Here is a 13,982-nt window from a genome sequence, read left to right as displayed (position 1 = left end):
TCTCTCGAACCTTACTATGCGTATTCAATTTGCTTCTCAAACCATAGCCCGAACCCGCGCCATAATCCCACGTCCAATCACCAATCTCACATAAATAATCGCAATACCCAGCAGCAAGGCAAGCAGCAATCCGCTACCAATAGCTAAGTTCGCCCACGGGACGCTAAAGCGCAAATCAAACCACTGGGTAATCGCAAACCACGAGCCAGCACTGGCAATCGTCATCGCAAACACCGCGGCGCTAACGCCAAGTACACCAATCTCCAAGATATTAAGCAGGTATAAATCACGCTTTTGCATACCGAGCAGACGGAATGAGGCGCTTTCTTGCATGCGGTCTTGTGAGGTGGACAGCAGCGAGCTAATCAGTACCATAATGCCAGTCAGTAGTGCTAGTAAGGTGAAGACATAGACCAAGCGGCTCATCTGCTGCACTAGCCCTTGGATTTGCTCAGCGATAGCCGTACCATCAACTGTAGTAACGGCAGGGAATTCGCGTACCAGTTGACCTTGCACCTCAGCGATACTGTCTTCAGGAATATGCGCGGTGGCAAATTGGATTTGCGGGGCGGCGGCTAATAGCTCAGGCTCGAACAAAAAGTAAAAGAAGGGGCTGGGGCCACGTTCGAAGCGCGAGCGAATACTGGTAATCTCTCCGGTTATCTCAATGCCTTGAATATTAAACACCACCTCATCGCCCATACCGACATTTAACATCTCAGCGGCGCTATCTAAAATAGATAACGGCTGTACTTGTTGTAGTTTTGAGATTTGTGGGTCTTGACCATCGATAGGGCTATACAGCTCGTCATTGGTGACCGCATCGACGATGTATTCGGTGTCCATAATCGTGTCGGCGTAGCTTAAGTTAAACACCCGCGTCGGCTCATCGAAGTCGTCATCAGCATCGATATCTTCTGCCGCCACGCCTCCCGCGGTGACGATACGCGCGCGAATAACCGGATAATAGCTGACCGGTGCGCCAATGATGTTATTAATCTCGTCGTGCTGCTCGCTTTGCACATCAAGCAAGAATATATTGGGCGCATCTTCAGGGTAGGCGTTGACGAACTGAGCGTTGATACTGTGATTGAGAGTAGTAATCAGGGTCAATACCGCCACCGATAGCGATAGCGTGACGAAAAATAGCGCCGATTGATTGCCTTTACGCGCCAGATTATGAATAGCAATGCGCTGCATCCAGCTGACATTTTTATTTTTAGCTAGCCGCGATAACAGCCACAGCCAACCGCGTGCTAGCGCCCAAAAGATAGCGACAAAGCCAATCAAACCGATAAGCAGTTGTGCTGATAAGCGCCAAGAGCCGACTTCATAAGTGAAGAACAAATACAGACCGATAAACATCAGCCCGTACCAGAGTAGGGGTAAGCGTTTGTACCAAGGTTGTCTACCCGATTGTTGGCTAGCGCCTTGATTAAGCAGGGTAGCGGGTTTGGTGGTACTCAGCTCATTAAGGCCGCGCTGGGTAATCACCAAGGTCAATATGATAGCGATAATCAGCGTTTTAATGATGCTAAGCGGACTAATCGCTAAACCAAGGTCTTCGGGCAAAATAGCGGTAAGATAAGGCTGACCGATCTTTAATAGCCCAAGACTGACCACGACAGCAGCAACACTGGCAATGATGGAGGTGCCCAATAATAGCCGATAATAGCTGGCTTTGATTTGACGGGCAGGTTCGCCCATCGCCATACGGATGGCATTGTTGGCTTGCTGTTTGGTGACAAAGGCGGTAATGACGCCATACATAGCAACGGCGGATAGTAGCAGTACCGCGATGACCAGTAATTTCAAAAACATGAGCACATTATCAGAGATGCGCGAGACCTGCGTATCTTCGCTATCGATATCGGACAGCCTGATGTTAGGGTAGCTGGTTAAAGTTTGCTCTAATTGCTCATTTAGTGCGGCTATGGTTTCCTCGTCGCCTGCTATCTCAATACGGTAACGCACGCGGCTACGCTGACCGAGCAGATTAGTTGCCGCTAAGCCGTCCTCTTGCATGAGTACATGGCCGCCAAAATCAAAGGCGCTAAGCGGTCTATCTGGCTCTTTGGTCAGCACATCGCTGATGGTAAATTGTCCATCGCCAATAGTAACGCTGTCGCCAACGCTGGCATTTAACCCTTGTAACACCTCTGGCGCGATGACGATAGTGTCTGGCCTTAGCTGTTGCCATAAGGGTTTACCGGAGGCGGTTTGTGCCTCGCCATATAAAGGATAGGCAGGAGTAACGCCTTTTATACGCACCAATAAGGTTTGCTCTTCAGTCACCGCCATAGAACTAAACTGATAGTCATAGACGACTTGGCTCTCAGGCAAACTGCGTACTTGCTCTAACACTTGCGCCGGCCACTCTTGATTGCTCTCGAGCACCAAATCACCACCGACCAGCGCGCGCTGATTGTCCGTGATATAGGTATTGACCGCTTGCTGAATCGAATCCAAAGTCAGGTAAGTGGCGAGCGATAGGGTTAAAGTGATTAAGAATAAAACGGGATACACCCAGCGTCGCCACCAGCTACGGGTCAGGGCTTTAGTGCCTAGGGTGGAAGCAAAAAGCTGGCTTATTATGCTGTTAGTGGGGTCTGCATTATCGCTGACATGATGACCAGTTTGATTGTTTTTGGTGACGTTATCCATTGGCGTAAGTTCCGTCTATCACCCCATCATGCATAGTAATCACTCTATCCGCCATCTCAGCAAGCGCAGGGTCATGAGTCACGACCACCAGCGCTGAACCGGTTTGTTGCCGCAAATCGAGCAATAATTGCATAACTTGGTCGGCATTTTGCTCGTCCAAATTACCGGTTGGCTCATCAGCAAAGACGATTTTGGGACGCGACACCAAAGCGCGGGCGACGGCGGTACGCTGTTGTTCACCGCCAGATAATTGATTAGGCAGGCTATCACGCCGATGCCCAAGTCCGACCGCATCGATGAGTTCATCAACCCGCGCTTGATCGGGACGCCGCGCAATATCGAGTGGAAAAGCAATGTTTTCTGCCACGGTCAATGTCGGCAATAAATGAAAAGACTGAAACACAAAGCCCATGTCACGCTGACGAATAGCGGCGAGCTTATCTTCATCAAGCGCACTTAAGGTTTGCTCGCCAAGCTTAACCGAGCCGCTATCGGGATAATCGAGCGCCGCTAGCAAACCAAGCAAGGTTGATTTACCTGAGCCAGACTTACCCATAATCACCACAAACTCGCCGGCATTGACATGGATACTGACGTCCTTAATAATCGCTAGCGATTGCTCGCCAACTTGTACGGTTTTGTTAAGGTTTGTGGCGGTGAGTAGGGCTTTACTTATAGGTGTAGCAGTCATTGGACAGTCTCAATTGGCATTTTATGGCTATAGGTTTGCGAAGCGTAGTCTGGCAAGCATTTTTAATTACGCGCGCTTGCCACTATGCTCTCAAGCTCCGGCTCTAGCACAGGCAAAATATTATTATTAACGATAATGGTATAGCCCTCGCTGGTAGGATGGATAGCATCCGCTTGATTCAAATCAGGGTCGCCGCCCACGCCCTCTAAGAAAAAAGGAATCATCGGCACATTCATATCTTCAGCGATACGTGGATAAATAGCTGAGAACGACTGTACGTATTCATTGCCCAAGTTATCATAAATTTGCATACCGCCTAAGATCACTTCGCTACCATTATCTTGTAGATGTTTAACTGCCGTACGAATGTTATCTTCAATCGTTGCTACATCGAGACCGCGTATCGCATCATTAGCACCGATAGTAAGTATGGTAATGTCAGGCTCGGTTTGCGTCACCCAGTCCAAGCGATTCACCAATCCAGTACTAGTCTCGCCGCTTAATCCTGAGTTGACCACATCGACGTTAACGTAGCCCATTTCTTTTAATTTGGCTTCTAACTGCGTGGGGTAATTACCGTCACGCTCAACGCCCAAGCCTTCGGTTAGTGAGTCGCCCAGTGCTAGGATAGTGATAGGCTGCTCTACGATTGATACATCGCTTTGCTCTGTTTCACGTGAAACAGACTCAGCACTATTGGTAGTTTCTACTGGAGCTATAATTTCGACAGCGTCATCCGTGGCTTGCTCATCCTTAGCGGGACTACAGGCGATCAGAGACAGGCTCATTAATACGGCTAAGCTCGCTGTTTTAATTGATATAGAGTTTAAAGATAAGAACATAGGGGTTCCGTAGTAGGACTATATTTAGACTTTTACTTTGCACTGACTATAGTAGCAAGTTTGCGGCTAGCGGCTTGTCTAGGAATGGTGAGCGTTGTTTCTTAACCTTGTCATCAGCATATATTTGTCTAAATTTTGCTGTTTAAAAACGCATTGATAGCCCTATAAGTCTGCATGCAAACATCAGGGTTGAGGTTTTCCATATTGAGGTAAGCGTGAATAACCTTATCATAAGTGATGTGCTGCGCATCAACGCCTGCTTGGTTGAGTTTGGCAGCATAAGCGACGCCTTCATCATATAAAGGGTCAATGGCTGCATTGATAATAAGCGCAGGCGGCTGACCCTTGAGGTCGTCTAAACTGGCAAATAGCGCGGACTTAGCTTGTGTATCTTCATTGTTCTGAAAGTATTGGTTAAAATACCAGTCGATACGTACGCGGCTGAGCAAGTAGCCACTGGCATATTTTTCAACAGAGGGGCTACTCATTGTAAAGTCGACGCTAGGGTACATCAGCACCTGCGCGCTGATTTTCTCTATCATACCCGAGGCTTTTACCCTAGGATCACGTAATAGATTGGTTACTAGCGCGCCGCCATGACTATCGCCTGCGACCACTACCTTGTCTGTCATTATCTGACGACGAGCAAGTAGTTTATTGAGTCCAAGCAGCACAGTACAAGCGTCGTTTTGCGCGGCAGGATAAGGATTTTCTGGCGCTAAGCGATATTCTGGCGCGATAATAATGTGCCCAGTATATTTGGCCAAACGACATAAAATGTGATGATAAACAGAGACGCTACCTGCCGTACCACCGCCACCATGAAAGTACAGCATCACAGGTAGTTTGGTCGGCTCAGCTGGTTTGGTATCAGCGGGCAAGCTAGGATAAAAAAGCCGTACCGGTATATCATAAGTCGGCATGTCACCAGCATCTGTAGCTAGTCCATCACCTTTAATAATGTCGTCAATTATCAATGGGATATCTACTGCTTGGGTCACAAAGGTATGAGTCAAATTTGCCAGACCATCTCGTGCATTGATTGCATTAGGTACGCTACCTGTTTTGATAAAAGCAGGTAGCACTTGCTCGTTAAGTACCTTTAAATAATTGGCAACGGCGGGTAGTAAATCCGCCTCAATTGCATTATTTACCGATGTTTTTTTGTTCACAGTAGTCATATCAATTCCCTTTAATAGATAATATTGTTAACTATTCGACTATGCCGCACGCCCATCGATCATCACAGGACGACTAATTAGCCAAGCCACGACGACGTTGATAATCATCAAGATCGATATCAGAAGTAGCGGCAAACTCCAATCTCCCGAGACTTCATTGAGCCAGCCTGCGCCCAGTGGACCAAAAAACGCAATCAAATAACCGACCGTTTGCGCCATACCAGACAGCTCGCTCGCCTGATTAGGCGTATAAGTACGCAAGGAGAACAGCATCATACTCAAGGTAAAGATAGCCGAGCAGCCAGCGCCCATCATCCCCGACCATAGCCATGCTAAATCTGCCGATAGGTAGCTCATACCCAAGACGCCGACCACGTTTAGTACTGCTGCTAGCACCGTCAACGCTTGAATGGGGCGACCACGGTTGACCAGCCACGTCAAACTGATAATCGCAATAGGTGCCATAAACTGAAACACCGAACCCATCTGTCCTGCTTTTACCGCGCTTAAGCCTTTGCTCACCCAGATTGAGGGCAAAAAGCTAGCGACGGTATAATAAAGCAAAGATTGCAGCCCCATAAATACCGCGATCTGCCAAGCAAAAGCATTGCGCCATATCGCGATATGCGATGTCCCTTGAGCCGCTATTGGTGCTATCAAATTCGTTGATGAGCCAAGGCGCAAGCGCAAAAATATCCAGACGACAAGTGCCAACACACCCAAAATTGCCCAGCCACCTAGCGCCCATTGCCAACCCACATATTCAGATAAAGGTAGAACGACACCAGCGACAATACCTGCAACGACTGTCATAGTCAGACTAAAGAGTCCAGTAATCAGTGGAATATGATTAGGCGTGCGCTGCTTAATGACAGGAGCTGCAAGCGTATTGGCAAAGCCGATCGCTAAAGTGAGCATAATCGTTCCGCTCAAAAACCCAGTCCAAGTCAGTATAATAGAGCGCACCACCATGCCCAAAGTCAGCAACGCAATCATAGCGATAAGCGTATTCTCAAGCCCAAAGCGTTTACCGATAGTAGGCGAGATAAACGAACCCACAGCAAAGCCCAACATAGGCACCGCGCCAAGCCAACCAATCTGGGTTTCAGAGATATTTAGCGCCTCTTGCACCACGGGTGCAATAGAGCCAAGGGCAACGATAGGCGCGCGCATATTGGTCGCCAGTAAAATAATAGCGCAGAGCACGACCCAAAAGGTAAACTTTGATGACGGCAGCTTAGATGATGGCTTGGCATCTGCGTTTGATTTGAGCGCTGAGTGAGGTGAAGTAGACATAGCAACCCGATTACCATTAAAAGTAAGTCATCAAAAGGGCTAACAAATGAGCACTTTTTAAACGACAACAAAAAAATTCCACTATAAAGTGGCCGATATATGAGATGCGCTATAAACCACAAAAACTCTATACCCTAAAGAGGGCAAGAGTAATAGAGTAAAGCTATCGCAAAGAAATATAGGAGGTTATCTACAATAGTGCTGAGTATAAGATAACACTCAGCACCATTGTATATCTACGAGGGGTTATGTACTACCAGCGTTAAGTAACTGCTGAGCCATAGGCGACTGATGAGCAGTCGCAGAGTTTGACTATGCCAAATTATGCTAAGCTAAGTTGTGCTAAGCTAAGTTATACTAGTCTAAGCTAGGCTATACTAAGTACTAAAGGGTTTAAGTGCGGATTGCTATAAAAGCTAGATGCTACACAAAGCTAAGGGTTAAACAGATTTGCCTAACTTAGCTGCATTTAACGAGGTAGCTTGTTGCTCTGCAATCATAGAATCACATTTGTTGGGATCATCACCACAAAATGAGCATTGCTCATCGCCCATTAATTTGGCGACGCCGCCGCAAGAACCTTTAAGCGGTTGTTTTTTGAACATATAACCGATACCCATAAAGACAAAAAACAGTACGAATACAGTAAAGGTAATGGCGAACATTGGAATTAATTGACTAAGCATGGAGGAGACCTCGACTCATATCAGACCATCCATAGTGATAGATGGTCTTAGAATGTATAGCTCTATTCTAGCACATTTAGTCTCGTTAAAGGTCAAACTATCAACAGCTTAAGGCAGTATCTATATCATCTGTATCAAGATATAGGTCGCCGCGCCTGCCAAGTAACCGACTAGAGCTAAGCCACTGATACGCTTGAGATACCACAGAAACGGAATCTTCTCCATACCCATCGCCGCAACACCTGCAGCTGATCCAATGATCAGGCAGCTACCACCGACGCCCGCGCAATACGCTAAAAAGTGCCAAAACTCGCCATCTTGCATAAACTGACTTTGACGCGCCAGCTCATCGCCCGCCAATCCCGCCATCGCCGCCTCACCAAGTAGCGGATACATTTTCATAGCTCCAGCGACAAGGGGTACGTTATCAACTAAAGATGATAGCAGACCAATCAAGACATTGATGACATATAGATTACCAAAGGTATTATCCAGCCACATCGCCATATCAGATAAATGCCCAGCGGTCGCCAGACCTGAAACAGCAAGTAAAATACCTAAAAAGAATAAAATGCTGGGCATATCAACACGGGTCAAGACACCGACGACGGTCATGTGCTGCTTGACGTACCAATCTTGATGACGATGCATCAGCTCAGTGAATACCCACAGTACCCCAACACCGAACAAGATACCCATATAAGGCGGTAGATGGGTGACCGTTTTGAACACAGGAACAAAGGCGAGTGCGCCCAAACCCAATGCTAAAACGCTCAGGCGCATTCTATTGGTAATAACGTCGCTTGGCTCTACTGCCACCGCGCTACTACTGACATTTGAGGGCGAGCTTGAGGGCATAGTAGTAGGCGTATCGATACCATTAATAGCAGAAGCGGTCGCCGTCGTCGCTGTATAATCCCCTAGGTAGTTGGTGTTAGTAGAGAGCACAGGTTCTTTGTCATCGACAGGGCGCATGACTTGCTTACCCTTAAAGATAAGGGTTAGCATGATAAGCGGCACAACGGCAGCGACTAGGCTTGGGATGATTAGATCTACAATGATACGGCTAGCGGTAATCTGACTGCCAATCCATAGCATAGTCGTTGTCACATCACCAATAGGCGACCAAGCGCCGCCTGCATTAGCACAGACGACAACCGTGCCGACGAACCACCAACGCAGCTCTTTGTCAGCGACCAGTTTGCGTAGCAAGGAAACCATAACGATAGTGGTGGTTAAGTTATCAAGCAGCGCTGAGAAAAAGAAAGTCAGCGTCCCTATGGTCCAAAGTAGCGTGACTGCATTGGTCGTTTGAATGCGGCTGGTAATAGCATAAAAGCCGTCATGAGCATCAATCAGCTCCACGATGACCATAGCACCCATCAAGAAAAACAAAATCTCCGCAATCTCTGCCAGATGATGCCTAAGCTCGCTGTTTAAAATATAAGTGGCTCCAAGACTATCTACTGCGCTCAGCTCTTCAACGAGTAACGTGTCAGCACCGATGACCAGCAGTGTCCAAATGATGGTAGCGGTCAGTAGAGCAGAGGCGGCCTTGTCTACATGGAAGTTATGCTCTAAGGCAATAGCGATATAGCCGAGCACAAAAACCACAGCCATCAAGGAGTAAATCATGGGAACCCTTAAGTGTAATAATGCGGTAACAACAGTTAACTAAAGGGCAATAGTTTAACGAGTTATGCTCAATATTACACCTAGTAATAATGACTGACTAAATAACGCGGCAACCCAATGTAAATCAATGGGTTAATAGAGGGACACTGAGCAAAAATACTGAGTAAAAATTAGTCAGACTCTCCTGCACGCAGAGCTTTCATAGCAGCCGTTTGTACAGTCGTCCATGTTTTTAGAGGACTTGTACCTATGCCGTCTTTATTACCTGCATGAATCACAAACAGAGCTGCTAAGTTCTGCCGTTTAGTGGTATCTAGAGCTTTGTCATAAGGCATAGCAGTCAGCGCCGTTGCCCACGCATCAGCAAGCGCAACTGAATCGGCAGCTACGGTTACAGACGGCGCGCCGCCAACGATAGGCTCGCCCGTCGTGGGGTCGATGGTATGACTATAGCGCTTACCATCAAATATGATAGCGTTACGGTAGTTACCAGAGGTCGCTAGATGCATGGTACTCCCAGCAGGCTGGCGAATAGCTGCAATTGTCTGGCGCTCGCTAACTGTACTGCCCTCAATCGGCGCGTCAATCGCGATCTGCCATGGCAACTTTTGAGCGCTGACGCCAGAGGTCGCCACCTCTCCACCAATCTCAACCATATAATTGCGAATGTTATAATCACTTTTGAGCACATCAGCGATGACATCGACGCCATAGCCTTTTGCCACCGCAGAAAAATCAAGCCCGACACCGTCTTTGGTCTTGTACAGCAGCTTGTCCTTTTGCATGATACTCTCAAAATCTACCAAAGCTTTTGCTTGTGCAATCTCTTGCGCGCTTGGCGGACTTTGCAAACGCTCAACGGTCATAGTGCTACCAAAGCCCCAAACGTCTATCAAAGGCATGACGGTAGGATCAAAGGCGCCGCCTGATTGCTCATAAACTTGACGCGAGATTTGTAGCACTTGGCTAAAGTCTGCATCAATCATTACGGACGCATCTGCAGCCAAACGATTGAATTTAGAAATGGTTGAATCATCTTGGTAAGTCGACATGCTGTCGTTAATCTGCTGCAAACGCTGATCGATAGCCGCTTGAATCTCGTTTTCATCACTATGGTCTGGCAGCTGATAACTAATATGGTAACTGGTACCCATCGTCTCGCCGCTTAGATAGTTGTAATCTGGCGTTTGCTGGCAAGCACTTAAGCTGAGCAGGCTGACAGAAGCGAATACGCTCATCAAAATTTTATGATTAAAGGTATGGGGAGAGGCGGGCGGATTTGTATTTATCATAGATATTTTTGGATAGAGTAGGGGCGAATGTAGGATACATTTTACACCCCTTTATATCAATAACGCTAATAAGTATGTCTATGAACCAAGCTTGGTGCAGAGTCTTATTTGACTTGCGACTCGCGGATTAGTTTGTAAAGCTTGGGCGGTGATACACGGTTGACTCTGGTGGCAAGCTTCTCTTTGGAGCCGGCAACAATGATATATTCCTCCCCTTTACTCAAAGCTTTGGTGACTTGCTTGGCAAACTCGGTCGCCGTCAATCCAGCATTAGTCGCCTCATCCATCGTGCCTTGCGGACTACCATCTGCCGTCAAAGCATTGATTGAGATATTAGTTTGAATAAATCCTGGAAATACGGTGGCGACTTCTATCCCTTTATCATGCAATTCAGCACGCAGGCTATTTGCCCACATATGGAGCGCCGCTTTGGCTGCACCATAAGCCCCGCGGTACTGCGTACCAAGTAGACCTGCTACGCTAGAGATCATCACGATCCTACCACCGCCTTGAGTGATCATATCTGGTAATATGAGCCGCGTTAGGCGCGTTTGCGCAAAATAATCTATCTCCATGATCTGGCGCTCAACCTCCTCTTCTGTCTCCATAATCAGTGAGCGCTGAGAGATACCTGCATTGTTAATCAGCCAATCAACCTTGCCTGTTTGCGCTTTGATTAATTGATAGGCTTTTCTTGCCTGCTTGCTATCGGTAATATCAAATGGAATAACGATATGTTTATGCGAGCGTTTACATTTATCTTTGACGGTCTCAAGTTTTTGACGATCACGCCCGCTTAAAATGATAGTCGCGCCTTTTTTTGCAAAAGCAATAGATAGCGCAGCACCAAGTCCACTTGATGCACCTGTAATCCATATGGTTAGATTTTTAAACTTGGTTTTCATAAGCATCCTTACTGACAGTATTAAATGACTTGTATTGAGTAATAAGAGGCAGAAGAAAGTATCTAATATTGAGGCAATAATATTGACGATCACTATTTATCCGATACTAGAACAAAAAAAAGAGCCTCGATTGAGACTCTTAATTTAGCACAAAATATTTTACTTAACGGTTAAACATTTTTTAACCACCAAAGTCATCGAGAGCGATATTTTCATCTTCGACGCCTAGGCTATGAAGCATATCGATGACAGCAGCGTTCATCATCGGTGGCCCACACATATAGTATTCGCAATCTTCTGGGTTTGGATGATCCTTGAGATACTCTTCTAGTAACACGTTGTGAATAAAGCCGGTGTAACCATCCCAGTTGTCTTCTGGTAATGGATCTGATAAGGCCACATGCCACTCAAAGTTATCGAACTCTTCTTCTAGTTGATCATAATCCTCAACGTAGAACATCTCGCGGATAGAGCGTGCCCCGTACCAAAAGCTAATCTTGCGATCAGAATTGAGACGTTTGAGCTGATCAAAGATGTGCGAGCGCATCGGTGCCATACCTGCACCGCCACCGACAAAGACCATCTCAGCATCCGTGTCTTTTGCAAAGAACTCACCATAAGGGCCTGATACCGTTACTTTATCGCCAGGCTTTAGACTAAAGGTCCATGATGACATTTTACCTGGTGGAATATTATCAGGGCCACGCGGCGGTGGACTTGCAATACGAATATTGAACTTAATAAGGCCTTTTTCTTCAGGGTAATTGGCCATCGAATAAGCACGGATAACAGGCTCATCGACCTTTGACACATATTTGAAGATGCCAAACTTTTCCCAATCTTCGCGGTATTCTTCTGCGATATCGAAGTCTTTGTAGTGTACTTCGTGTGGCGGCGCCTCAAGCTGAACATAACCCCCAGCACGGAAATTAACCTCTTCGCCTTCTGGAATTTTGAGTACAAGCTCCTTAATAAAGGTCGCTACGTTGTCATTAGAGATGACCTCACATTCCCATTTTTGCACATCAAAGAATTCAGGATCGATCTCAATTTCCATGTCTTGCTTAACTGCAACCTGACAAGCCAAGCGCATATGATTGCGAATCTCGCCTTGGGTAAAGTAGCCCTCTTCGGTAGGCAAAATAGAGCCGCCACCTTCGATAACGCGGCAGCGACACTGTGCGCATGTACCACCGCCACCACAAGCTGAAGATAAAAATATACCTTCGCTTGCAAGGGTTTGCAATAATTTGCCGCCTGCTGGCGTGACCACATCGTTAGCCGGATCTTCATTAATGCGAATGGTTACGTCACCTGAACTGACCAATCTTGAGCGCGCTGCCAAAATAATGGCAACCAGACCCATGATGATCACGGTAAACATAGCAACGCCACCAATCGCCGTAGCATAATCCATGATAGGTATCCTTAACTATGAAGTAGCGGTCTAAAAGTGAATTCTCGTACCGCTACCGTATAAATGAATAAGAAACTGATAAATTCTTTCGCTTAAATCGACATACCACCAAAAGACATAAAGCCAAGTGACATAAGGCCTACAGTAATAAAGGTGATACCCAGTCCGCGAAGAGGGCCTGGAATGTCTGAGTATTTAAGCTTTTCTCGAATACCCGCCAAGGCGACAATAGCGACCGCCCAACCAAAGCCTGCACCAACGCCATAAACGACTGATTCACTAAAGTTATAATCACGCTCAACCATAAAGAGTACGCCGCCCAAAATAGCGCAGTTGACCGTAATAAGAGGCAAGAAAACCCCAAGCGCGTTATATAATGCGGGCACGAACTTATCCAAGAACATCTCTAGAATCTGAACGGTTGCTGCGATAAGACCGATGTAGCTTAGTAGACCTAAGAAGCTTAGATCAATACCAGGGAAGCCGGCCCAACCTAGAGCGCCATCTTTTAGGATGAACTGAAATAGCAAGTTGTTCAGCGGTACGGTAATGACCATAACCACGATAACGGCAACCCCAAGACCAATAGCCGTTGAGACCTTTTTTGATACTGCCAAAAAGGTACACATGCCTAAGAAGTAGGCGAGTGCCATATTCTCAATAAAAACTGAGGTTATAAATAAACTAACGTAATGTCCCATTAGTGACCGCCTCCATGTGCCATGCCTTTAGACTGCGGCTTCATAACAAAATCAGCTTCTTCGATTTGTTCTGGTTTCCAGATACGTACGATGGCGATAAACAGACCAATAATAAAGAAAGCCGATGGTGGCAATAGGAGTAAGCCGTTTGGTAAGTACCAACCGCCCTCTGATACTGGCTGCAAGATAGTAATGCCAAACCAAGTACCTGAACCTAATAGCTCACGGATAGTGGCGACAAATAGTAGTACCGCAGAATAGCCAAGACCATTACCAATACCGTCCAAAAAGCTCGGAACCGGCGGATTGCTCATAGCAAAGGCTTCGGCGCGGCCCATAACGATACAGTTAGTAATAATCAAGCCGACGAATACCGATAGCCCTTTACTAATGTCATAAGCGACCGCTTTGAGTACCTGATCGACCAAAATTACTAGAGAGGCAATAATCGTCATCTGCACGATAATACGAATGCTTGATGGAATTTTTTTGCGAATAATAGAGATAAAGAAACTTGAGAACGCCGTCACTAGGGTCAGTGCCACGCACATGACCAGCGCATTGGACATGCTGGTCGTGACCGCTAGCGCCGAACAGATACCCAAGATCTGTAGAGCAATAGGGTTATTATCAAAAATAGGCGAGGTTAAAATACCTTTTGTATCCGCCATA

The 13,982-nt window shown here is 46.6% G+C and carries 12 protein-coding genes; all 12 read right to left on the bottom strand.

Going from position 1 to position 13,982, the window contains the following annotated elements; translation table 11 throughout:
- Positions 1-36: 36 nt before the first annotated feature.
- Entirely contained in the window at positions 37-2,664 is a 2,628-nt protein-coding gene (locus ACTXGE_RS00110; RefSeq protein WP_443541312.1) for an ABC transporter permease, read from the bottom strand.
- The gene (locus ACTXGE_RS00105) at positions 2,657-3,355 is read right to left on the bottom strand and encodes an ABC transporter ATP-binding protein (RefSeq protein WP_443541313.1); all 699 of its coding nucleotides are present in this window, start codon (positions 3,353-3,355) and stop codon (positions 2,657-2,659) included. The genes ACTXGE_RS00110 and ACTXGE_RS00105 overlap by 8 nt, the downstream gene beginning before the upstream one ends.
- Positions 3,356-3,417: 62 nt before the next feature.
- Complete coding sequence (locus tag ACTXGE_RS00100) at positions 3,418-4,143, bottom strand: arylesterase (protein WP_443541314.1); 726 nt, start codon at positions 4,141-4,143, stop codon at positions 3,418-3,420.
- 182 nt (positions 4,144-4,325) lie between these two features.
- Positions 4,326-5,378 (bottom strand): alpha/beta hydrolase, encoded by a 1,053-nt coding sequence (locus tag ACTXGE_RS00095; RefSeq protein WP_443541315.1) that lies wholly within the window; start codon positions 5,376-5,378, stop codon positions 4,326-4,328.
- Positions 5,379-5,417: 39 nt separating this feature from the next.
- Positions 5,418-6,674, bottom strand: a complete 1,257-nt coding sequence (locus ACTXGE_RS00090; RefSeq protein ID WP_443541316.1) for an MFS transporter — start codon at positions 6,672-6,674, stop codon at positions 5,418-5,420.
- A 440-nt stretch (positions 6,675-7,114) separates the two neighbouring features.
- On the bottom strand, positions 7,115-7,360 hold the full coding sequence (gene nqrM, locus ACTXGE_RS00085; protein ID WP_317200682.1) for a (Na+)-NQR maturation NqrM: 246 nt from the start codon (positions 7,358-7,360) through the stop codon (positions 7,115-7,117).
- Between the two features lie 120 nt (positions 7,361-7,480).
- Complete coding sequence (gene nhaD / locus ACTXGE_RS00080) at positions 7,481-8,995, bottom strand: sodium:proton antiporter NhaD (protein WP_317200681.1); 1,515 nt, start codon at positions 8,993-8,995, stop codon at positions 7,481-7,483.
- 170 nt (positions 8,996-9,165) lie between these two features.
- A complete protein-coding gene (locus tag ACTXGE_RS00075) occupies positions 9,166-10,233 on the bottom strand; it encodes an FAD:protein FMN transferase (protein WP_443541333.1) in 1,068 nt (355 codons plus the stop codon).
- A 158-nt stretch (positions 10,234-10,391) separates the two neighbouring features.
- Complete coding sequence (locus ACTXGE_RS00070) at positions 10,392-11,192, bottom strand: SDR family NAD(P)-dependent oxidoreductase (RefSeq protein ID WP_443541317.1); 801 nt, start codon at positions 11,190-11,192, stop codon at positions 10,392-10,394.
- 181 nt (positions 11,193-11,373) lie between these two features.
- On the bottom strand, positions 11,374-12,609 hold the full coding sequence (gene nqrF, locus ACTXGE_RS00065) for an NADH:ubiquinone reductase (Na(+)-transporting) subunit F (protein WP_317200679.1): 1,236 nt from the start codon (positions 12,607-12,609) through the stop codon (positions 11,374-11,376).
- 92 nt (positions 12,610-12,701) lie between these two features.
- Positions 12,702-13,310: an NADH:ubiquinone reductase (Na(+)-transporting) subunit E gene (gene nqrE / locus ACTXGE_RS00060; RefSeq protein WP_317200678.1), complete on the bottom strand. Its 609-nt coding sequence runs from the start codon at positions 13,308-13,310 to the stop codon at positions 12,702-12,704.
- Positions 13,310-13,981, bottom strand: a complete 672-nt coding sequence (locus tag ACTXGE_RS00055) for an NADH:ubiquinone reductase (Na(+)-transporting) subunit D (protein ID WP_317200677.1) — start codon at positions 13,979-13,981, stop codon at positions 13,310-13,312. Before ACTXGE_RS00055 ends, nqrE begins: the two co-directional genes overlap by 1 nt.
- Between the last annotated feature and the right edge of the window lies 1 nt (position 13,982).

This window comes from Psychrobacter sp. T6-4 (assembly GCF_052258425.1).
Taxonomy (GTDB): Bacteria; Pseudomonadota; Gammaproteobacteria; order Pseudomonadales; family Moraxellaceae; genus Psychrobacter.
The sequence above is the reverse complement of the archived record's forward strand: the minus strand, read 5'-3'. Positions and strand labels throughout refer to the sequence as shown.